A 23,147-nucleotide genomic window follows, 5' to 3' on the forward strand; every position below is an offset into this window, starting at 1 on the left:
TGAACGCGAACTCTCATCCGAACCGCAGCGAGTGCGGGCAATCAAACCGCTAACGCGTTGATTCGATGAAGAACCAATTCGTTTCTGATGCGTGTCATTTATTCAATGAGCGTGTTCATTCTCTACCAATTTCTCATCATCCATTCTCACGACTTCAAGAACTAAACTATTCGGTCCGTGGGTCGGTTGCGGCGACGTTCGACACAAGTCGCAGATCAGCCAATACGGCATAAATACTGGGCACGACTAGCAGCACCAAGACCGTGGAAGTCATGATGCCGAACGCGATGCTGACGGCCATTGGAATCAGGACTTGCGCCTGCAGGTTGGTCTCGAAGATCAATGGCAGCAAGCCAGCGACGGTTGTGAGTGAAGTTAACACGATGGCTCGGAAACGTTCGCGACTAGCAGACGCCGCAGCAGTGAGGACATCTTGATCTTGAAGACGACGCTCTTTGAGGAACAGGACCAGCAAGATCGAATCGTTGACAACGATTCCCGCGAGTGATGCGAATCCCAGTGCGCTGGGCATGGTCATGTCGATGCCAACGATGACGTGTCCCCAGAGGACGGGGCGCAGGAGCATCTGTTCGATGCAGGTGAATACCGTTAGCGGTGGCAATTTGAGGAAAAGGCCGCCGATCGCATCCTGCGTGCAGGTTGCCCCATGCGAATCGGCGGCCAAAGAAGGCTTCGTGCCCCTAAGAAGCCTTGTTTTGATGTTGGGTAGTTATCGGAAGTCTTGCATTTCAGATGTAGCCGGATTTGTGCGGTTTACCGCGTGATGTCTCGGAATCTCTAGGTGAGCTGGATCAAGGATCGTCGTCAGCATCCTCCGTTCTGACTCCATCGCGACGATTTCCGCGATGTTCTCGCAGTTCAGTTTCTGAATGAGACTGCTTCTCCTGCTTTCTACCGTTCGCAGCGAAACGGAAAGCTCAGTCGCCATTTGTTTGTTCAGTTTTCCTTCCATGACTAGATTCAACACAGCAGCTTCTCGCAGCGTGAGTTTGCTTCTTGCGGCCTCCAACTGTTTCTGCTTCTCTCGCAACAATGCTTGCCGCGAATATTCCGCGGTTTGGTCTACGGCTAAACCTTGGCAGCAAAAGACTTCACCCGACCCGTCCGCCACTCCGATCGTTTGCATCGAGATGACGCGGATTTTGCCTTCTCGCGTCCTTACCGCGCGAGTAACACTGTGAGCTGCGGTTTCAGAGAACCTTCGGACGTGACACTCGGCCACGTCCCTATTCAGTTCATGCTCTTGGTCAAGAAAATCACCGTAGAGTTGCCCGACTAAGTTTGCAGCTGAATAGCCGAGAATCGGTTCGATGGAGGGACTAACGAATTGCAAACGCGATGCGCGATCGTAGGCGAAAAAAAAATAGGGAGGCCTGAAAAGATTCACGTCAGGGGTGTCAAGTCGATGGTTCATTGCAGTGCAGGTTTGCGTTGCTTGTTTCCTCATTCCAAATGCCGTCAATAAAGAAGCCCAGGAACAGGCAAGGCAATTACACGATTCAACAAATTTGATTGAAATCGATTCGACGGCGCCAGAAATGGTTCACGATTAGTTGCAAGCACCGAGTCTGTGGGGGACAATTGTCCCCAAACGCAAAATATCGCTCAAATGACTCAAAAAACTCGCCTCAGCCTGCTCGACGAATTGAAAAACGCTGGTTCTGAACCAGCGTGGCGGGATTTCTGCGGCATTTACGAACAGTTGATCGAACGTTGGCTGCTGAAAGAGGAACTGCAGCATGCCGACATCGACGATCTTCGACAGGAAGTCATGGCGACAGTTGTCACAGAGTTACCCAAATTCGACCACAACGGACGGACGGGTGCATTCCGCCGCTGGCTGCGTCTGATCGTGGCCAACCGCTTGAATCGGAAATGGGAAAAGAAGTCGCGCGAACAAAAAAGGCTCTCCCCCGTCAATTTTTCCTCAATCGCTGAACAGCTTGCCGATGACACCAGCCGCATGAGCGTCGTTTGGGATCAAGAACACAACCAGTTTGTTCTGAACAGGATGCTGAATTCCATCGCAGGCAGCTTCCCCGAAACGCACGTTGTCGCGTTTCGACGGATCACCATCGGTGGAGAATCGGCACAGGCGGTTGCCGATGATCTTGGCATGTCACTGGGCGCCGTGCGAGTTGCCCAGCATCGCATCCTAAAGGTGTTGCGGCAAACGGCTGGTGAGTTGATCGATTGATGAACGTTGAAACTCATCTCACTCAGGAACAGTTGCAGCGGTGGGTTCGTCAAGAACTTGCCGAAGCCGATGAGGAACTTGTCGAGAGGCATCTCCAGACATGTGATGATTGCGCCCTGCTGATCGACGACCTGGAAATTGAAATCGATCCATTCGTCGACGTTCTTCGAGTGTCGGCATCGGCTGCAAGCGATACCGTGTCGGCTGGTTTTCTGACACAGTTTGCTCACGAGTCGGGCGACTCAGCGGCTGCAGAGCGACGCTCACTTTCCAGCTCGGCACGTTGGCAGCCGGAGTTGCTGCTCGCATCGGGCGGAATCGGTGAAGTCTGGGTTGCGCTCGATCTGCTCCTTGGTCGTACCGTCGCGTTGAAAAAGCTAAAGCAAGAAACAGCAGGAATCCCTTCCATCCAACGGCGGTTCCTCACCGAAGCGCGAATCACGGCACAGATCAACCATCCGGGAACGGTCACGGTGATGGACTTGGTGGACGACGGTCCCGATAGTTTTTATGTGATGACATTGGTGCAGGGGAAGTCTTTGGCCGAGTTGATTCAGCGAGCACACCGCGAGCAACCCGCAAGCAAAGAATTCGATTCATCGATGTCGCAGCTCGTGCGCCACTGGATCATGGTTGCCCGAACGATTGCCTACGCGCACACCAAGAGTGTTTTGCATCGAGACATAAAGAGTGAAAATGTGATCGTCGGGGAATACGGGCAGGTCACCGTGATCGATTGGGGCCTAGCGAAGCGAATGGACGCGCGCGACGAGGAATCGGAAGCTATCGAACCAACACTGCCCGCGCAGAATTCTCCGTTGGCCACTCGGCCGGGAATTCGATTGGGGACGCCCTGCTTCATGGCGCCCGAACAAGCGCTTGGTGAGAATGCATCCATTGATGAACAAACGGATGTTTGGGGCCTCGGCGCGATGCTGTACGAGATTCTATCCGGGGCACCACCGTTCTACGGTTCAACGCCGGAGCAAGTAATCCGGGCGGTTGTCCATCAACCGATTCCACGCTTGAACCTGTCGTTCCCGAGCTTACCCATGGGGCTTTGCGAGCTATGTGCGTCCGCGCTGCACAAAGACAAAACGCTACGAACGACCACCGCGAAAGAATTGGCCGATTCAGTCGAGAAGTGGTTGAACGCCCATGCGGTGCAACAGCAATCGACGGCCGCGCGACAAAAGCTGTTTGAGCTGTCCGATGACATCATGCTCATTTTTGATGGAACGCCAAAAGTGATATGGGCGAATGCAGCTTGGGAGAGTGTGCTCGGTTGGGATCCCGACTCCCTTATCGGCACGCTGCCGAACTCGCTGGTGCATCCTGACGATGTCAATGCCGATGACGAGGTTTACGAGAAACTTGAGCGAGGCGAGACCGCGTCCGGTATCGAGCGACGCACTCAAGCGCGGGATGGTTCTTATCGCTGGTTTTCATGGACGGCCACACCAATCGCAGGTGAACAGTCGATTTGCGCGATTGGTCGCGATATCCACGATCAAAGGCAAAGATCGGCCGACTACGAGTCGTTGCTGAATTCTGCGCCCGATGCCACACTCGTGGTCGACGGCGATCGAGTGATCCGAATGGTCAACCAGCAGATGATCGAGTTGTTTGGCTACCGCGAAGAAGAGCTGCTTGGCCAGAAAATAGAAATACTGCTGCCCGAGCGATTTCGTCAATCGCATCCCCAACATGTAGCGAACTACATGCGACAGCCTTCGGTTCAAAAGATGGCAGATCGCGACGGGCTGATCGGGTTGCACAAGTCCGGAGCGGAGTTTCCGGTCGCCATCAGGCTGAGTCCCGTACAATTGCAATCCGCATTGCATTTCGTCGCCTCCATTCGGACCATTAACTAAGCTCGCCGATGGACACGAAGTCTCAGCATCTTTCCGACGAAACATTAGCGGCATGGCTTGCGGACCGGCTTTCAGATGAGGAAGCATTGTCGGTGGAGTCGCACTTGTGTGACTGTGACGACTGCGCGAAACGTTTGGATGGAGCCATGCCGAAATCCGATACGTTGTTCGATCAACTGAAAGTTGGCTTCGACACCCGAATCGACCGCCCGGACAAGCAGCACTACGAACACATTTTGAAAGAGGCGGAGAAGCGGATCGGTCAAACACTCGGTCGGCATGAAATCACCAGCATTCTTGGTTTGGGTGGGATGGGAGTCGTATTTTCCGCAAAAGACCTAACGATCGATCGTCGTGTTGCGATCAAAGTCCTGCATGCCGACTTTTCCGATTCACCTCAACGCCTCGGTCGTTTCCTCGCAGAAGCCCGAGCCGTTGGAAAACTCTCGCACCCCAACGTACTGGCCATCTTCGATGCCGCCGAAGAAAATGGTTCTCATTACTTGGTCATGGAGTTTGCCACGGGCGGTAGCGTCGCGGATCGCTTGCAGCGACAAGGAAGCCTGCCGCCGAAAGAGGCACGCGACGTGGTTCGCCAAGCCGCCGTCGGACTGTCGGCTGCACACGATTCTGGCCTGATCCATCGCGATCTCAAGCCCGCCAACCTTCTGATTGCCGATGGCGAAGTCATCAAGATCGCCGACTTTGGAATTGCCAAACGCATTGACGATGACAACTTGGGACTGACCCGCGAGGGGCAACTGCTGGGGACACCACATTACATGAGTCCCGAGCAGTGTGCGGGAAAGCTTGTCGACAATCGCAGCGATATCTACTCGTTGGGAGCAACCTACTACAGCCTTTTGACGGGACGGACGCCGTACTTTGCGCGTGATACGCTCGCGAGCATCGTTCATGCGCATTGCCACGAGCCGCCGCCGAATCCCAGAGAAGTGGTGCCAACGACACCCGCCTACGCTGCTGATGTCATCCGACGAGCGATGGCCATCGATCCCGAAGATCGCTACCAATCGCTTGAGTCGATGATCGCTGATCTGGACAGTCGAAACGTTAGCCGCAAGAGCAATCGCCAAATCCCAATCACAAAAATTCCGCGCAGAGTTCTCATCGGCGGCGGAGCCGCAATCGCGTTCGGTGCAGCGGCGTCTTACTTCTGGCCTCACACGGGTGCCGTATCCGGAGACGCGATTCGCGTTGGCATTCTTCATTCGCTCTCAGGCACCATGCGCCAAAGCGAAGAGTCGTTGATCGACGCCTATCACCTTGCAATCACGGAAATCAACGAAGCCGGGGGAGTACTGGGAAGGCCGGTCGAAGCCGCGATCGCCGATGGCAAATCCAACGACGATACTTTCGCCGAACAAGCCGCCCGACTTATCGATCAAGAGCAGGTTTGCACGCTGTTCGGTTGCCTGACATCGTCGAGCCGCAAGACCGTGGTGCCGGTCGTCGAGCAACGCAACCACTTGCTGTTTTATCCCTCGCACCACGAAGGACTCGAAACCAGTCCCAACGTGGTCTACATGGGAGCGGATGTTTCTCAAATGACCGAGGCCTGTGTCCGCTACGCCGTTGAGCGTCAAGGTTATTCGCAGTTCTACTTTGTCGGATCGGACTATATCTATCCACGTGTCGCGTTGGAGATCGCCGATCATGAAGTGCAGAAATATAAAGCCAACCTGGTCGGGCACGCGTTTCTACCCTTGGGCGAATTGCAAGTCAGCCAAATCGTTGACGACATTGAATTGAAGCAGCCTGACGCGATTTTGAACGAGATCGTCGGCGATTCGCAATCCGCGTTCATTCGCGAGCTGAGCCGACGTGGGATTCGCGTCACTCAGTTCGCCATGGCATTGGACGAGCAGCAACTGCACTTCGACAATGCAAACGAAACCGCGGAAAACTATTCCGCACACACGTATTTTCAAAGTCTGAGCAGACCCGAAAGCGCCGCGTTCATCAAACGCTTTCAAGATCAGTATGGCAGTCAACGATATGTCAGTGGAGCGATGGAGTCCGCCTACGCCGGCATGCACTTGTGGGCGACAGCGGTTAACAAAGCCGAGTCCACGAAAGCCACGTCGATTCGCGACGCGATTGCCGGCATCGAATTCCTCGCTCCGAGCGGCCCGCTAAGTATCGACTCGGCGACCTTTTACGCACGACGGCGGCTCTTGATTGGTCGCGTGAGTGGCGATGGTGTCTTTGAGATCGAATATGAAAGTCCCAAGCCGCTCCAGCCGCAGCCCTATCCGAAGTGGCGCACGAAGGAGCAGTGGGACGAACTCACCCATGGCTGGTATCAGACATGGGGAAATCGCTGGTCTGCTCCGACTAACGCCGTAATCACCATCGGCCCATGAATGCCAACGATGGCTTGGAGCTTGCACACTTCTTGTAAGACCAGGCTAATGCGTCGACTTTCCTGAGCTTGACGGGCTGGCAAAGAAAACTCTGTAACACTACCGACGAAGTCTCGCTTTTGTCCGTGTCAGTCGAAAATTGTTTTCGGCATGTTCACGGTTTAGATGGTTTTAGAGGATACAGGGGCGAGCGCGATGAGGATAGCTTCTGTAGAAACGATACGCGGCCTCTTGCAATCCGCGGCAAACTCCGCACGTGCCGCCGCCAACCCACGCCTCAATCCGCCTTCCAGACGACGATAACTCTCGATTGGTTCAACACGGTTGAACGCGATCTTCGTCAAACTTGCACGATGCGGACCTTTCAAGGGATTCAGGGGACCGCATCGTGATTTGCCTGGAATCCACAGTGTTTGCGTGGAAGCAAATGATAAGGACCGCTCGATCGGCGGCTTCGAGACCGAATCAGAAATGGTCAACCTTCGACAAGCGACTTCAGGACTTCTTCATACATGATTCCCTGAATTTTTGCCCCTTCGTCTGAAGCCCAGTCGGTTGCGAGTTCAGCCATGACTTGGTTGGTCGATGTCAATTCGACACCGTGCTTCTCCATGCGGCGCAGGCATGTTTCGTCAGCCAACTGAGTCGGTGAGCCGCCGGCATCGACAACCACTTGCACCCCGAAGCCTTCCTCCACCGCACTGATTGCTGGGTAGACGATGCAAACGTCGTTTGTCAGCCCCGCCATGATCAATCGTTTGCGACCCGTTGCCAAGACTGCTTGCTTGAACGGCTCGTACAACCAGCAATCGACCACTCCGGGGCGCTTGATTCGCTTCTCGTAGTGTTCAGGTGCGATTTGCTGGAGGTCGTCGAGCAGCGTCCCTTGGAAATGGTCCTCTTCGCTACTTGTCAGCACCAGAGGCATGCCGGTCTCCACTGCCGTTCGAGCAAGCGCTCGGGTGTTCTGAACGATGACGTCATAAGGAATGTTTTGAGCAAGCTTGATTGTGCCGCGTTGATGATCAATCAACAGCATTGCCGAGTCTTGAGTAGTGAAGGGGTTTTTCATGTTTACGTCCTTTGAGTTGGATTGACTGGTGGAACTTGACTATCGCGATTGTGGCACAGCGCCTGCAGCCAGTATTGAACAGAATTGCCATTCCAGTGGTTCGTTGTAGATTCATCGCTCGTTTTGAAATCCACCGAAGTGCGCTGCCGGACTCCACTTGGGCGAGACGGGCGGAATCTCAGGCGACAGGTCGGCATAATCGCCGGTCGCATAGGTCACGTCGCCGCCGACTATCGTCAATACGGACTCGATTGACTTGATCTCATCTTCGTTGACGGTGAAGTAGTCCTTCGTTAGGACTGCATTCGTTTTTGTTGGATCAGCACCTGCGGTGAGCAGCAATTCAAGAATGTCTGGGCGGCAGAAGAAACACGCCTGATGAAGTGCCGTTCCGCCGGACTTGTTCTGCAAGTTTAGGTCCACGCCCGCGTTCACCAGCGTTTTTGCGATCTCAGTCTTTCCGAAGATCGTCGCCAAAATCAGAGGCGTGCTGTCGTAAGTCTCCTTCTGATTGAGATCTGTGCCAGCCGCAATATGCTGCTGAACGGCCCGGAGACTACCGACAAGCACGGCGTCGAAGATGCCAACGTCGGGAGCAGTCGCTTCGTCAGTACTTGTCGCACCGATCAGCAGCTTAAGTATAGAATGCCGCTCTCGACGAATCCGCTCAAGATCGAAGTCGGTCTGAAGTCGATCGGCAAGTGCGCTCAAGTATTCCTGCTGCTCAGCATTCCATGGCGATGCTGCAAGATCGACTGCGTTGTATCCAAGGTTATTACGGAGAATCGGGTCGGCTCCAGCGTCAAGCAGCTGATCGACGATCGCGGTGTGCCCAAGAAAGGAGGCCATGTGCAAGGGCGTGTTCCCTTCGCTATTAGCGATGCTCCTGTCGGCGCCTTCTTTCAGCAACACTTCAGTTGCATTGGCTTGACCGAACAGGGATGCTACGTGCAGAGGTGTCAGCTCGTCAGCCAGCTTTGCATCGACCGAAACGCCGTCACGCAGCTCATCAGCGAGCATATCCATGTTGCCTGTGGCTGCGGCAAGCCAAATGCTGTCTTCCAAAGGTAATCCGACAGCGACCTTTCCAAGTGACGGAGACGCCATCACGGATCTTTGCGGCGGAAAGTTCATCAAGAGAATTGCCAGCAGAATCGTCGCGGCCAACGTCGAAACGCCCGACACCCATTTCCAGATTGCCTGCGTCTTCTTCTTCGCGTGTAAGACTACTGCCGCATCGACGCCACCCAGTTGAGCTTCCTGCCGAAGATGGGCATCAAACTCTGCTTCCTGAAGAAACCTATCTTGAAGCTTCTCGTCCGCTCGAAGGCGACTCTCAAGCTCTGCAACTTCTTGTTCAGTGCAATCGCCTACCAAGTACCGTTGAATCAATTCATTGGACTGCATGATCAATTCACCTCACCTGAGATTCGGAGATTGACGCACTCGTTGAGCTGCTTTCGTAAACGGGCGAGCAACTTGTAGAGCGCGTTGGGCGACTTGTTGCGTCGTTTGGCCAGATCCACCACGGTGTGCGTCGAGCTGTGAGGGGCCAGCAGCAATTCTTGATGCTGCTGCGAGAACTGACTGAAACACGTCTGAAGAGCTTGCGATTGAGTTGTTAAACCGTCAGCGGAACGCCGCTCAGCCCGCTCCGCGATTGTTTCCAGCAGATCTTCGCTCAGAAGCGGCCTTTGCGTTCGCAGCTTCTCCAACTGGCGAAGGCATTTGAATCGAAGCACGGTCTTGGCCCACGGAACGAATCCGCTCGCTTCCTGCAACTGCTCGCGTTTCTGCCACATCGTGATACTGGCTTCCTGCAAGGCCTCGTCGATCAAGTCCCAGTCGGGGACGATCGCACGGGCGTACGCTCGAAGAGCCGCCTCGTGTTTTACGAACAGCCTGAGAAAATCAGCCTCGATGAGTTCAAATTGTGACTGTGAATCGCTCATACATACTGATATTCGGCCCCAAGCCCGAAACCTGCCGCAATGTTCCGAAAAAGCGAAAGAACTTTGCCGCTGGTCGACCACGTGCAAAACGGGCCATCGAAAATGGTTGTCGAGAATTCTTCGGCTATTTTGGCAGGCTTCGATCACGCCGACGGATAGAGAATTGAAAGGAAGTGTGAGCCTTGCGTTGCCACCATTCCTCACGCAACACCATCTCAAGCCGTGTTTAACCGATTCAGAACTTGAGTCACGCGAGCGCGGCTGATGCCAAGATACCGGGCCAATTCAGCCTTGGTGCCGACCTCGCCGGAGTCAAGAAGCGACTGATAGTAACATGCCAAACGCAGCCCCCTTCGAAACCAGCGATCGCGGAACGCCACGGGTCTCCAAGACCAACCAAGGGCTTTACAGCTTTGTTGCGTTGACCTTCGTCCACGGACTAAATGCGCCCATGGCGTGGTGCTGGATCTTGCGTTTCCAGATGCGGCTGCCGCAGAATGCGAACAGGGTGTCGCCGTCTTTTCCGCCGAGACATACCCCGGTGACTCGGCTGAAATCCGGCACCGAAAGAATCACCTGAGTCGGTCCGTCGTCGGCGCTGATCTGAATGCCGCTGCGAGTTGCCACAAATTGGCGTCCTTCGCTTGAGTAACAGACAGATTCCGCACCGGCGTCGTCGTCCCATTCGGCAACGTGCAGGTGAAAGAAACGCTCTTTGTTCTTCAACGTTCCGTCGTTGTTGATCTGATAGCTGTAGACCCACTTTGAATGCCCTTCCGCCATGGACAACAGCCATTGGTCGGGGCGGTAGGTCATGCCCGTGGCGAATTTGATTCCCGTATCGACTCGCGTTTTCTTCCCGTCTTTAATTAACCACACGCTGCCGGGACCGTGAGCTTTGTCGCCATTCGTTGTGACGTAAAGGCTGCCATCCGGCCGGGCGAGAATCGAGTGCCCGAGAATGTCTTCCATCACGACGCTGCCTTTGCCTGTTGCGTCGTAACTCATCAACTTGCCCGATTGTTCCGAGATCGTGAAGACGTTGCCATCCGCTCCGACAGTCACGCAGTGCGCCTTACCTGTGTCGGTCGCGAATTCACTCACGGTCCCATCCAGTTCAATACGATGAATGCGGTCGCTGGTGGTGTCTGCAAAGAAGACTTCTCCGACTGCGTTGCAGGCCGGTCCACGCGTACTCTTGAATCCTTCCGCGACAAGTTTCCAGCCTTCGCCGGGAATCAGAATCTCCTGCGCACGCGGAGCACTCGGGCCTGCCTGTACGCGTTCCGGCCAGCCTCGCCAGAGATACGCCATTGCTTCCTGCCAGTGTTCGCTGTAACCCGCGACATGACGGCCATCGATGGTTCGAAACTGATAGTCGTAGCCGGAAAACTTCAGAGCTTTGTCCATTTCCTGGTCGAGCAAAAACCAGTCGCCCGCAGCGTTCTCCATGTCTCGCGTGGCTGTGGTCAGGAATGCTCGAATCGGACGAGCTTCGAACTTTCGCACCATGGTTGGAAACTCGTGACCGCCTCGAAAGGCCACCCAGCTTCCGCTTGCCGCGTAGACTCGGCTGAACGCATCAGGCCGATTCCACGCAGCAGTAAACGCTGCGATGCCGCCACTGCTTCCGCCCGCCATGCAGCGGTCGTTGCCGTCATCGGAAAGGTTCAGGTTGAATTCCTTAGCCACAAACGGCAGCAATTCGTCGACCAGAAAATGCACGTTGTTGTCACTGACTCCGTCGTATTCGAAGTCTCGATTGCGCCTCCCGAGCGTACCCTTCATCGGAGCCGGAACATCTCCCGGCCTGACAAACACACCTACAGTTACCGGCATTTCCTTGCCGGCAATCATGGTTTCCAGCATCGTCTTTTCCTGCGGCCGGTAGCCATCCGTCTTGACGTAGACGCACGCCGGTTTTGAAGCATCGTATTGCGCCGGAATGAAAACGGTGACGTCACGAACCGTGCCGGGAAAGATCCTGCTGGCATTGAACTGAAACTGTTTGACTTCTCCCGCCAGGATTTCTTCCGGCTGCAATACGGGTGGCACGTATTCCGCAACAACATCGGCCGTCGCAGCAGGAACCGGGCTGCCCGTGAGCGGTCGGATGTACCACTGCAGATGCTGATCGCCGGGTTTGTTTTCCCACAGGTCGATTTGCGCACCCGTGACTTTCTTTCCGCCGAGGTGATCAAGCCCCTTCTCTGGAGCATGCTTCGGCACCAGTGTGTAGCTGCCATTCTCCTGCTGAGTCAACGCCCAAAGCTGCGACGGCTTTCCGTTGTCGGTTTCCAGGACAGCCAGTGTGCCGTTGCGTTCACCGCCTTTGTTGATTGCCAATACCAGCATCGAACTGTACGACGGCTTGATGACATAAAGGCCATCCCCCTTCGGCTCTACCACCCACTTCTGGTTCGCCTCAGCGGTCGGTTGCCCTATCGACACCACTGTGCCTGCCGCCGTCCCCGAATCAACAGCCTCCAAAACCAGCTTTGGAGCACTCACAGGAATGATCGAATAGTAGCCCCAGTCATCTGCGAAACCTGGAGCCGCGGCGAGAAACAAGCCGATGACAGCGATGAATTGTCGTTTCATATTTTTTGCTTTTAGAACAGAAGGCCAACTGGTTTTTCGAACGGAATATCAAATCAATGAATAACCTGTAGAGCACAGTTTGTTCTTGCCCCCTCTTATCTGGTAGGTCTCGAATTAAGCCAGGTTTGACTTCTTACTTCGAGAATGTCGTATAAGTCGGATACGCCTTGAACGGATCGGATTTCGCTGACACCTTCGTCGTCGTTCCGTTCTCGACGTCGTGTTGCATGATGGCGCCGTCTTTGGCGAAGAGAAGGAACTTGTTATCCGTCGAGATTGAAACATACCAGGCCATTGTGGACGGATCCAACTCGTCGAAGATGACTTCGTTGGTGATGGAAGGTGCTGAAGCATCAAATTTCGCGTAGACCATCACCCCGCCTTTGTACATGTTGTGATCTGAGTCGATCCACTTCTGATAAGCGATCATCGTCTCGTCCTGAGACAGTGCGATTTTGTGGATGAACTTTTTGTCAACACGTTGAACCGGAACATACTTGGCTTTGCCACTTTCAGTAGGCGTGGCTAGAAAGCTGTTTCCACTGCGTTGAATGAACACTCGTCCGTCTGCTAAATGTGGATTGATCCAGCCCCACGGTCCAATTCGTTGTTCCGAACCCGGCTGACCAGAAGAATTGTTCCAGTAAGCCCCGGCTTCCTCCACATTCATGCGGTTGAAGCTGATGCGATTCGAGCCGTCTCGTGACCAGTAAGGTTCCGTATTGAAACTGTCTTCGCCGGTGATGATTTCGTGGAGCCCGCTGCCGTCAGCATTCATGACGCAAACGGAAGAAAGCCATGAACCACAACATGGACCGTCAGCCGCATAGCGTCGGAAGAAGGTCATCTTGCTGCCGTCGGGACTGAAGTTCGGCTTGAAGTTCCACTGTTCGGTGTCGGTCAGGTAGGTGATCTCAGATGTCTTTGTCATCGGGTCGAACACCGTCCGGGCAAGCTGCCATCTTCCTTTTGCGTCCGCCGTGGTGCAGACATAAGTCACTTTGTTTTCGAGAGTCAGCACGACATTTTCAGTGCCGTCATTTGACTTGACGTTTCGAGAAACAGAGCCATAGCCGGTCTTGCTGAACGTGATCATATTCGCCGATGTTGCCTTCGACAGTTTTGCCCTGTCACCGTTCTGGTTCGACACAGAGACCTCCTTCGTGCGCGTCGCGCCTTCGAAACTGTAACGACCTTCCGCGTCGGTCGTCACGACGAGTCCAGTATCCTGCAGCGTGACCGTTGCACCGTCGAGAGGAAGGCCTTTGCTCCCGTTCATGACCAAACCAGAAAGCGTGGCTGATTGTGCGGAAGCACAGCTCGTCAGCACCAAACACAATGAGATGAATCGGAACATTTTGAATCACCTGAAGGAGTTGCAATACGACACCGTGTGGGCTTCTTCCACGCAGGCGGCAGGCAGGTGCCCGACGGTGGCTGCAAAGACCCTGCTGTTCTCAGGAGCCTGAAAGTAAGAAAAAGCCGTCATTAGATCGTTACGGGTCATTGCTTGTCGTCTTTCGAACTGTTGGACGAAAGAGAAAGATACTGGTCAAACCATTCGACCTCCATCGAGGTCGCTTCGCCGAACTTTTTGCCGTAGACGCCGTAATGGGCGATTCCTTCGAGCACGTGATATTTGACGCTCGTGCCGTTGGCTTCAAGAATTTCTGCGACGCGTTTTCCGTTCTTGGTGCGATCCATCAGCTCTTCGTTTTCGGCGTCGATAATCAGCATCGGAATCGTGATTTTTTCCGCCGCTTCGATCGCGCTGTAACCGATGCCTTTGGCGGAATTGTACCGCATATGAGCGTAGCTCGACATCTTTCCACCCGGAGCACCCGTCTCAAACGGAACTGGCTCAACTTCGCCTCGCGCCTGTTGCGTTTGCAGACGCAAAACACGGCGCTCCGCCGCGGGGCCTCGTCCGCCGCCCATTCCGGGAACCTGCACTGCTGCACATCGCACTCGCGCATCGTTTGCCGCGATCCATGTAGCCAGTCCGCCGCCGTAACTTGTGCCAAGAATGCCGATTCGATTTGGATCAACATTTGGTTCACCGGCGACGAATGCGATCGCGTTGCGGATGTCTTCGACCTGATCAGCGAAATCCATCTGCCAGCGAATGGCGCGAGCTTTCACGGTCACCTCGCCGTTCTCATCCGGTTCGGGCAACGCTTCCAGCAGTTGAAGTTTACTATCGCTCTCACCCCAGCCTCGGTAATCGAACGCAAAAAAGGCATAGCCCTTTTTCACGAACACGGGAGCCATGCGAGCAGGCGTGCCCTTTTTTGTGCCGCCGGTGCCGGCGATGAAAACAATCACGGGAAGTCTCGCGTCCGCAGCGACATCTTTGGGCAGATAAAAATCGCCCGCCATTTTCGTCCCGTCACTCCAAATCGAGACCGAACGCCGCTCGACCGTATCCGCCAACGCAGGGTACTTTCGTTCGATGGCAGCAGTACGCGACTTGTTTTGCTGGGCAAATGCCGCCGAAGTCAGGTTGCAGATTGCGGCGACGCACGGAACAATCGTGACAAAATCGGACTTCAGATTTCTTTGCTGGTTTCGCATCAACATCTTTCAGGTTTGGCGTTCGCGTGTCGTTGTACAGTGGGCTTGGTTGGCCTCCCGCGGCGATTGGAAACAAAGCATCTTCGATGCGATCACCGCATCGCTGAAACTTGTTGCGCAGAAAGAACTCGATCTAGCCCCACTGGTCAATCGCGCCGGCCGGGTGATGAAACAGTTTCCCGGCTCCCGGAGTTGTATAGGCCGCTTTCGCGAAACTCATCTGTAGCGATTCGGTCTTGGGATACTCTCAAGTTTGGACCGCTGATGCTCTTAGTTCTGTAGCTCGTCAAACGCGGCCTTTAGCTTCTCGCGTGCGGCGCGTGCATCGTCAGTCGGAATGTTCTTGATGGGCTGTGCTGGTGGCTCCCATAGCTTTACTACCGGGCGGAGTTCATTCTTGTTGTTCAGAATGTAGGTCTGGCTTCTGAGGTGTCTCGCATCCTGATGCTGGACGTGGACCCATTCTCTTGGTTCACTCGGCTTGCCAAGTAACTGAGGCAGGAAGCTTCGTCCGTGGATTTCCTTAATCGGGAGCGGAGCACCAGACAATTCGCAAAGTGTGGGAAGCAGGTCAGAGAAATCGATCAGGTCAGGGCAGGTCGAACCCGCCAGGATGTGCTTTGGCCAGCGAACGATCAGTGGAACGTGAGTGCCGCGGTCTGTCATCGTGCCTTTGCCGCCCTGAATGGTTTTTCCATCACCCCACGAGTTGCTGAGATCGCGATCTGTCCCGTTGTCCGCCAGAAAGAAGACGACGGTATGATCGGCAATGCCTTGATCCTCCAGGGTTTGCAAAAGCTGGCCGGTGCACTTGTCGAGGTACTTCACCATGTCGGGAAAATATTTTGGGTCGCCTTTGTGTTCGTTGTGTAGTTTGCGATAGCTCTGGTCTTCCGTATCTGGCGTTGGTTCCCACGGGAAGTGCGGCAGTGGGGTCGCAAAGTACGCCAGAAACGGCTGGCGCTGCTCGACGCTGGTCTTCATGAATTCGCTTAGAAATTCGATATCTACGTCCGGGCCGTAGCGATCCTGAATTTGTTCGGTGATCAGCGTGCCGTTTCGGTTGAGGTTTGGTTGCCAGTACCGCGGCGTCTTCTCTCCTGCGCTGTCGAAGATCTGCCAGACCTGGTACTGGTCAAACCCGAATGCGTTGATCGTGTTGTGTTGATGAAGCAACGACATGTGCCACTTGCCGGCAATGGCTGTGTGATATCCCTGCGTCTTCAATTGCCGTGCGAAGCTGGGTTGATCGGGCGAGAGATAGGTCTCTTCCTGCCGTCGACTGTGAAGCACATCGATGAGGCCATTCTTGAACGGGTAGCGTCCCGTCAAGAGGCTCGCTCGCGAAGGTGAGCAGAATGGGTTTGAAAAACAGTGGGTGAACCGCATGCCCTGCGCTGCCAGAGCATCAATATTTGGCGTCAGGTGTTTGCCTCCATAGGTGGAAAGGCATTCTATCCCCATGTCATCAGCAAGAATGATCAGAATGTTGGGCTTCGTTTTCGTGTCTGACGTTGCATCGTGCGAAAGAACATCCGGTTCTGTCACAGGAACAAGTCGAACGGCATCCGCAATCACATACCCGTCGGTCCCCGCAGTAGTGATCTCGATGGCCGCGCGCGTCTTGCTCGAAAAATCAAAGCGTCCCAGCTTGTGCCAACCATTTTCGGCGGGCTCGTTCTGCTGATTGACAACAAGTTCTGATTCTCCTTTTGCGTGATGGATTGTCATCGGAACGTTCGTGGCTCGGTTGCGATGCGATGTGTAAGCAACGTGAACTTCATATCGTCCGTCCTTCAGCTCACTCCATTCAAAGTGAATCGTCTTCTCGCCTTTGCCATCGTTGTCGTCGTGTAAATACGAGTCACCGATGTAACCAGTTCCGAAGCTGCTTTCTTGCCATTCTCCGGTCCTTTTTGCGTCTGTGTCGTCCAGCATATTGCCTTCAATCGTTGCCGGCTTGTCCTTTGGTGGTGCCTGTGCTGACTTGCTTTTGCTTTTCCATTGGACGATCAGACTGTTCGCCAACAGTTGCTTGTGAAGCTGAGCGTATTCGACTTCCTGAACAGACACACTCTTTGCGATTGCGAGACTCGCTGCGATTGCGGCGCTTTCACTCAAGGTCATAAAGACAGGTTCCATCCGGATGGAACCATGAGCCACATGCGACGTTGACAGGCAAATCGGGGCGAACAGATTTTCACATTCGCCTTTGCGAGGAATGATCGATCGGTAGGAAATCCCATACGGTTTCGGCGGGACGTGCCAGATCACGCCGTCGTGACGCACGAATCCTTTTTCGTTGACAAAGAACTGCACCACATGAGAGTCCATCCCGAACGATCCCAACCCGACCGGATCATCAGCCATGCGTTTGCCTTCGCAATCGGCTTGCGTCATCACATAGTCGGCGACCATTCGGCGTGCTTCGCGAATGTAGATCATGTAGGGCCAACCACCGTTGTCTGTAAACTCATCTTTGGGCAAACCGAATTCTGCAACCCTGGTGCGAATCGCCTCCGGCACTCGCGGGCTGTTTGACAACGTCCATAAGAACCCGCGAATGTACAGTTCATGAGCCTCTTCGATCTCGCGTCGTTCTTCGTACGTCGCTTCCGGATAGTCCCAGTTGGCTCCGTCATAATCACTTCCGACGGCATGCATGTTGTTCCAATCGACTTTCGACGCCGACCCGGCCAAACCATCGATCAAGGCGGGTAACCGAGAGTCACCCGCCTCAAAGTTCCTCAGCAGGAGTTCATGATCGATGGCCCGGTAGCCTGCCGGCTTGTCGAGAGGAATTCGTAACGTGGGATCAGACGTTAGACATAGGCGGTAGTTGTACGCCTGGATCTTTCGATCGCCTTGGCCGTTGGTCAGGCCTTCGATCTTGTGTACATGAGGCAGCAGTCCGCTGTCGGGTTTTCCGGGAACGATGTAGGGATCGACATCGACAATGAAATGATCCTTATCGCCTTGCCGATAATGAATACGTGGTTGGGTGTCCCCGCGCCGAACGCCAGCCAAACTTTCACCGTACTGTTCTTCGGGCTCGCGTCCGACCGTATAGGTGACACCGGCCGCCGCCATCAGATCACCAACGTAAGTAGCGTCGATGAACATCTTGCCGCGATAGGTCAGACCGTCGAGCGTTGTGATAGACACGATACGCTGACCGTCCAGTTCGACACCGGACTCGCGGTTCAGCTTCGCGTTGAAGACGACAGGAACACCCGCCTCATTGATCAACTTCTTGAATACAGCTCGCCCCACGTGCGGCTCAAAACTGCGCACGAACTTTTCGCCGTAGTGTTTGGCAATCGCGTCGTAAAACTCAGACGCAATTCCGCCGAACGTATCTCTGCGGCCTAGAAAGTCAGTCGCGCCCAGCCCACTGGCACTCATGCCGCCGAGGAAATGCGTCGGATTGACAAGAATCACTGAGTGGCCTTGACGTTTGGCCGCGATCGCCGCCGTGACGGCACCGGAGGAATCTCCGTAAACAACGATGTCGTAGACGGGATTCTCGCCCGTCGTTTCCGCATGCCCCGGTCGTTGAAACACAGGGAGCATCAGGAGGAATCCGACGAGAGCACGGAGTAGCACTCGCGGGTGAGACTGTCGGGCAGGTTTAGAGTTGTTCATTTGACTATTCCGATTCAACCGCGCAGGACGCGAATCACTTGATTGTTTTTGATGACAAAATTCAGACGTTCATCGTTGATGGCCATTCTTAGTGGCTTCGGCTTTCCATTCTCCCGAATGATGCGCCAAGAACGCTTTCGTTGGTTGGCCAATTCGGCGACTGCCTCTGTCGTCAGGCCGACAAAGTCCTTGTCTTCGGCATGCGACGTGGTTTCTTTAGGCTCAACAAGGCGACCGATTGCGATCCTACTCATCACGGCACGCGTGCCAACAAGGTAACCGACACACCCGCCGTTTTCATCCACCAGAAACGTCTTAAAGCCTGCGCCCATCCCGTTTTTACCTTCGCTACGGGAGTCGTTTTCGTGCGGTGAACGAGTGGAATCGATCAAACGCACTCGGAGCATTGCATCGCCGACCAGCTCAGGCTTGCCAGCAATCGTGCATGTGTGCCCGGTGGTTGATCCGGCTTTCACGTCCGTCTTGCGCCAGGCGAGAATGTCGCCGGGCACAGCGTCCGTTAACTTCGTGACGCGTTGCCAATATCCGCCAGAGTTCTCTTCGGCCGATACAAAGGATTCATAGTAAGTGACGGAAAGCGGGCGTTTGCGCCACGGCGCTTCTTCGCCTCTCAATGACACGTAGGCTTCGGGATACGTCTGCCGCAACATGTACCCAACCAGCCCAGAGCAGTCACATTGCACCGAACCATCGGTTTCGTCGATCTCGGTTGTGTGTTGATACTGGGTCTGTTTGAGCGATGTGAGCAGTGATTCGAGACGAGCAATATATTGGGCGCTCGGGTTGAAGCTCGAAACGTCGACCTCGTCGCCAACGACCGGATGCGGAGCAACAAAACTAATGAGCAGCAGAGCAGTGGCAAGTTTCATATTTGTCATGGCGGTGCTATTGGGATGCTTGTTGTCGAATTTGGTGTGGCGAGCAGACTCGGTAGCGATTGGCGATTTCGATCGTTCGCTGAACCGCTTCTACCGCAGCGGTATGGTCCTGTGAAAAGTTGACCCGAATGCTGATGGTGAATTGTGGTCCGAACTGCATGCCGGGCGTGACGATGACATCGCCGCATCAGACTTCACCTCCAGCGGGTTGACAGCATAGTCCGCCATGAAGGTCGTATTGCGTGCAACTCCGGCATTCCAAAGAGACTTCAAGACGGGCATTCCGCCGACGCATGAATCTGCGAGGAAAACGGGTCGTGATTTTCGTGATGGATTCGTCGTGGTTTGCATTCGCTTGTCATTTACTCTGTGGCCGAACGAGATTTTAGGACAGCTTCATACAGTTCGCTGGAAAGTTTCATCCGAGCTTCAGTGTTCAGCTGTGGATGCTCGTGAGCAAAAAAGGCGACTGTGGTTCCGTCTTCGAAGTGGCGTCGAATCCAGTTCCGAGCGGCGGTTGTTCCGCTACCTCCGCCGCCATGTTCCGCCATCACTGACTTTCCATTCTCGTGTCGCACCTGCCAGCCAAATCCGTGCTCAACCGGCTCACCGTTGTCGAACGTGCCTTGCGTGAAAAGCAAGTTGTAGCCGTTTTTCGAAAGCAGCCGAGGATCCTTTTGCCAAAGGGCCTTGTCCCATTTTGCGTAATCAACAAGCGTGGTGACCATGTTTCCCGAACCATTGAAGCGATGGCTGTCTGTCGTGCCGGTCAGTTCCAATACGTCGAAAATCCGGCGTTGCTGAAATTGATGAAACGGCTCACCGACGATCACTTCGATGATTCTGGTCAGCAGGACGTAGCCGGAATTCGTGTACTCGTATTCGATTCCGGGGGCACGACGCAGATCCATCGTCGCCAGCCACTCGGCATGAATTTCATTGGTCAGGTGAGGCAGACCGCGTTCCTCTCTGAACTTCACGATCGCTGCCTGTTCTTTTTTCTCGATGAAGTTTGCGAGGCCACTTGTGTGCCACATCAAGTCTTTCACATAAAGCTCGCGACCTTTGACTGGCAGGTCCAGGTTGGGAAGGTAATGCGACACCTTCGCGTCCATGTCCAGTCGACCTTCTTCGATCAACATCGCCGCGCACAATGCAGCGTATTGTTTCGTGACCGATGCCAGTCTGAGAGGAGTGCGTGAAGTGACGCGTGGCCCTTTGACAAAGCCGTAGCCTTTTTGATGCTGGACGACACCGTTTTGCGTCACGAGCACGCCGATTCCGCCAACGGCTTCGGTGGGAATGGTTCGTCGAATGACATCGCCAATGCCGTCGAGTTCAATCGCTTCGGGGTCTTTGGTATCGGCCAGCCAATGAACAGCATAGCCGATCATGAATTCTTTGCCGTCGGCCATTTCCGGATGTGACGAGAAACAGAAGACTCGCCCGTCACCATACTCCGCACGCACAATCGCCGACGTCCCCGGCATCACGCCCTCTGGCGCACCGTTTTCGGCAATTTCCGTTTTGTAGATGGCCAGACTTTGATAGTCCGGCACGTTTTTATCGTCCCATTCGCGACGCCCCAGTAACGACCCATGACCGTAGTAGATGTCTGTTGTTTCACCGATGTGGCCAAAGAACGAAGAACCTTCTGGAGACAACTGCAATTCGACCGTTCCTTTGCCACGCGCCCAATGCCTTCGGTCAACAACCCTGGCATCAATTAGATTCAACGACCACGAGTAATCGTTCGTCGCCAGATAGCTTCCAGCGCAGATGCCGAGAAAGCCACCGCCATTGTCGACAAACGCGGTCACAGCTCCCCGAGAGCGGTAACACGATTTATCACGCCCACGATTGCACACAGTAAAAAGAGCGTGACAGCGATGAAATTCGACATGGTGGCTGATTCCAACTCGATTCGGCTCAATGGGGTTCTCCGTTGACTCGATTCTATCGAAGCAAGCAACGACGGGATAGAATTGGCGATAACAACACCGGAGACCACGATGCTAATTTCACGACGAGAGTTTTGCGGAGCGGTTGGGGCGAGTCTTGCCGCAGCCAACATCAACTTGTTCGCTGATGAATCAAAACCAAAGCCGCTTCGAGTGATTGCCTACAACATCTTCAAGCTCACTGGCTGGCCACATCAACGCAAATTGGCCCAGCAAGCTGTTGCCAAAGGCCAGATGGCAAAGCGAATGGCGATGGAATTGACTCTGCACGATCCCGACATCATCAACTTCTCAGAATCTCCCAGAGAGGAACTGACCAAAGAAGTTGCAGAACTGATGGGAATGAATCACGTTCGATTCCCCAGCGGCGGCAATTGGCCGGGAACTCTGCTGAGTAAATTTGAGATCATCGAGGATCAGAACGCACCAATGAGAAGCGAGAGACCGAAAGAGTTGTTTACCCGGCATTGGGGCCGGGCAACGGTCAAACTATCCAACGGCGATCCGTGGATCGTTCATTCCGCTCATCTTTACCCTACCGCCGATCCCACGGTTCGGCTGAGAGAGATCCGAGCGATGATCGATTCAATGAAACCGGATCTCGATGCCGGGCGGTCAATGCTTCTAATCGGCGATCTCAATCACGGCCCCGACACGGAAGAGTACAAACTTTGGATTAACGCTGGGTGGGTGGACACATTTGCCAAGGTAGACAAAGGCGAAGGACCCACGATCAAGTCTGATATTCCCAAGTGGCGGATCGATTACGTCATGGCCGCTGGACCAATTGCCGAACGAGTGAGTGAATCGAGACCGTTGTTTGAAGGTGCGTTCCGCCTGAACATCAACGACAAGGAATCGTTTGCGTTGAGCGATCACTTGCCGCAATTGGCAGTGTTTGAATAGTAATCAACGAGAGGTCGGGAACCGTGGCGGAATCACTTGAACCATTCATGACTCCACCTGAGATCGCCAAGTAGCTGCGTGTTTCGCCCAAGACAGTTCACGGTTGGATTCGTCAGGCCGAACGGAGGGCGGTCAATGTTGGAAGCGGAACAAGCGTACGTCCAATTCAAGTCGCTCAAATCGATTCACACATTCCAAGGGTCAGCACGCGTTTTCGACCTGCATGCAGCGATTGATCATGGCGTTGACCTCAAACCCACACAGTTCAGTTTCAAACAGATTTACACGTCACGGCCCCCAACTGGAAAGCAGTGATCGCTGTGAAGATAGCGAAGACCACCAATATCCGACTGAATCATGCCTGTCTCTGACTCGCGTGTCATCCCAACTCTATTGCTGCTGTTGAAATCACATGTTCGACCACGAAGGCTCTCGCGTTGAGTTTCTCAAAATTCTCGCCGAGATGGGTGAAGAGCCTGCATTCATCGCCAGAGCGCGTGCTCCCGAAGTTGCCTTAACGGCTCTATTGAAAAGCTGCGAAATACGTCGTGCTGAGATGCTGTTGTGGCCGCGGCGTCATTTCACAGCGCTTCGGCGACGTGTCAGCGATGATTGGGACCGCCTCGCACCACTTCTCATCGACAGCGATTCCCAGTTGGTTTTCAACAAACTCGCGACAGAACTTCCCGACTTGGATGTTCCTGGTGGTTCGCTGCTTCCAAGCGACAAAAAGCTACTTCGTGCTTTTCTAGAATCCGCTGGCCGATTCAACACTGCTTGGCTTCGCTTTCTTGATGTTGCCGGCTTGGATAAAGTCAATCGCTTGCGAGACGACTACAATCAGTACTATCCCATGGAGAAATCGTGTGCATTTGGCTCAGACACAGCCGCCAACGATTTCACGCCGCTGCCAACACTTGCTCCAAACTTTCTAACGGATCGGTTCCCACCGCTCGCCATTCCTTCGCTGGCTTAACATTTCCATCGTCCTAAAGACGCGCCCGAACAACCATTCGATGCACCGGAGTGCCAAAGTCACGTTGGCTTAAAGCCACGGTCGT

16 protein-coding genes and 1 pseudogene are annotated in these 23,147 nt (G+C 54.3%); 5 read left to right on the top strand and 12 right to left on the bottom strand.

Annotated elements, in window-relative coordinates; genetic code table 11:
- Nucleotides 1-166: 166 nt before the first annotated feature.
- Nucleotides 167-586: an efflux RND transporter permease subunit gene (locus Poly51_RS11350; RefSeq protein ID WP_146458472.1), complete on the bottom strand. Its 420-nt coding sequence runs from the start codon at nt 584-586 to the stop codon at nt 167-169.
- Nucleotides 587-730: 144 nt separating this feature from the next.
- Nucleotides 731-1,435: a LuxR family transcriptional regulator gene (locus Poly51_RS11355; protein WP_186775486.1), complete on the bottom strand. Its 705-nt coding sequence runs from the start codon at nt 1,433-1,435 to the stop codon at nt 731-733.
- A 195-nt stretch (nt 1,436-1,630) separates the two neighbouring features.
- Between Poly51_RS11355 and Poly51_RS11360 the strand changes: the two genes are divergently transcribed.
- The 3 genes from Poly51_RS11360 to Poly51_RS11370 are packed head-to-tail and all read left to right on the top strand — an operon-like array spanning nt 1,631 to nt 6,476.
- A complete protein-coding gene (locus Poly51_RS11360) occupies nt 1,631-2,218 on the top strand; it encodes an RNA polymerase sigma factor (protein WP_146457535.1) in 588 nt (195 codons plus the stop codon).
- Nucleotides 2,218-4,092, top strand: a complete 1,875-nt coding sequence (locus tag Poly51_RS11365) for a protein kinase domain-containing protein (protein ID WP_146457537.1) — start codon at nt 2,218-2,220, stop codon at nt 4,090-4,092. Before Poly51_RS11360 ends, Poly51_RS11365 begins: the two co-directional genes overlap by 1 nt.
- An 8-nt stretch (nt 4,093-4,100) precedes the next feature.
- On the top strand, nt 4,101-6,476 hold the full coding sequence (locus Poly51_RS11370) for a bifunctional serine/threonine-protein kinase/ABC transporter substrate-binding protein (RefSeq protein WP_146457539.1): 2,376 nt from the start codon (nt 4,101-4,103) through the stop codon (nt 6,474-6,476).
- Between the two features lie 475 nt (nt 6,477-6,951).
- On the opposite strand, the gene Poly51_RS11375 is transcribed toward Poly51_RS11370, so the two are convergent.
- From Poly51_RS11375 to Poly51_RS31680, 10 genes and pseudogenes are all read right to left on the bottom strand, one after another.
- The gene (locus Poly51_RS11375; protein ID WP_146457541.1) at nt 6,952-7,548 is read right to left on the bottom strand and encodes an isochorismatase family protein; all 597 of its coding nucleotides are present in this window, start codon (nt 7,546-7,548) and stop codon (nt 6,952-6,954) included.
- Nucleotides 7,549-7,659: 111 nt separating this feature from the next.
- Nucleotides 7,660-8,715, bottom strand: coding sequence for an ankyrin repeat domain-containing protein (locus tag Poly51_RS11380; RefSeq protein WP_186775487.1), 1,056 nt, complete (start codon nt 8,713-8,715; stop codon nt 7,660-7,662).
- Nucleotides 8,716-8,957: 242 nt separating this feature from the next.
- Nucleotides 8,958-9,500, bottom strand: coding sequence for a sigma-70 family RNA polymerase sigma factor (locus Poly51_RS11385; protein ID WP_146457545.1), 543 nt, complete (start codon nt 9,498-9,500; stop codon nt 8,958-8,960).
- A gap of 405 nt (nt 9,501-9,905) precedes the next feature.
- Entirely contained in the window at nt 9,906-12,101 is a 2,196-nt protein-coding gene (locus Poly51_RS11390; RefSeq protein ID WP_146457547.1) for an RICIN domain-containing protein, read from the bottom strand.
- A gap of 133 nt (nt 12,102-12,234) precedes the next feature.
- On the bottom strand, nt 12,235-13,434 hold the full coding sequence (locus Poly51_RS11395; protein WP_146457549.1) for a hypothetical protein: 1,200 nt from the start codon (nt 13,432-13,434) through the stop codon (nt 12,235-12,237).
- A gap of 170 nt (nt 13,435-13,604) precedes the next feature.
- On the bottom strand, nt 13,605-14,675 hold the full coding sequence (locus tag Poly51_RS11400; protein WP_186775488.1) for an alpha/beta hydrolase: 1,071 nt from the start codon (nt 14,673-14,675) through the stop codon (nt 13,605-13,607).
- A gap of 270 nt (nt 14,676-14,945) precedes the next feature.
- On the bottom strand, nt 14,946-18,248 hold the full coding sequence (locus tag Poly51_RS11405) for an FAD-dependent oxidoreductase (RefSeq protein ID WP_186775489.1): 3,303 nt from the start codon (nt 18,246-18,248) through the stop codon (nt 14,946-14,948).
- Between the two features lie 86 nt (nt 18,249-18,334).
- Nucleotides 18,335-19,219, bottom strand: coding sequence for a hypothetical protein (locus Poly51_RS11410; RefSeq protein WP_146457555.1), 885 nt, complete (start codon nt 19,217-19,219; stop codon nt 18,335-18,337).
- Between the two features lie 362 nt (nt 19,220-19,581).
- Complete coding sequence (locus Poly51_RS31000) at nt 19,582-20,889, bottom strand: serine hydrolase domain-containing protein (protein WP_146457557.1); 1,308 nt, start codon at nt 20,887-20,889, stop codon at nt 19,582-19,584.
- 39 nt (nt 20,890-20,928) lie between these two features.
- Nucleotides 20,929-21,087: pseudogene (locus Poly51_RS31680) on the bottom strand (BPL-N domain-containing protein); the annotation flags it as partial.
- A 144-nt stretch (nt 21,088-21,231) separates the two neighbouring features.
- Between Poly51_RS31680 and Poly51_RS11420 the strand changes: the two are divergent.
- Nucleotides 21,232-22,086: an endonuclease/exonuclease/phosphatase family protein gene (locus Poly51_RS11420; RefSeq protein ID WP_146457559.1), complete on the top strand. Its 855-nt coding sequence runs from the start codon at nt 21,232-21,234 to the stop codon at nt 22,084-22,086.
- Between the two features lie 412 nt (nt 22,087-22,498).
- Nucleotides 22,499-23,062: a hypothetical protein gene (locus Poly51_RS11425; RefSeq protein ID WP_146457561.1), complete on the top strand. Its 564-nt coding sequence runs from the start codon at nt 22,499-22,501 to the stop codon at nt 23,060-23,062.
- Nucleotides 23,063-23,147: the final 85 nt, after the last annotated feature.

Origin of the sequence: Rubripirellula tenax (genome assembly GCF_007860125.1) — a bacterium.
In the GTDB taxonomy this organism is placed as follows: Bacteria; Planctomycetota; Planctomycetia; order Pirellulales; family Pirellulaceae; genus Rubripirellula; species Rubripirellula tenax.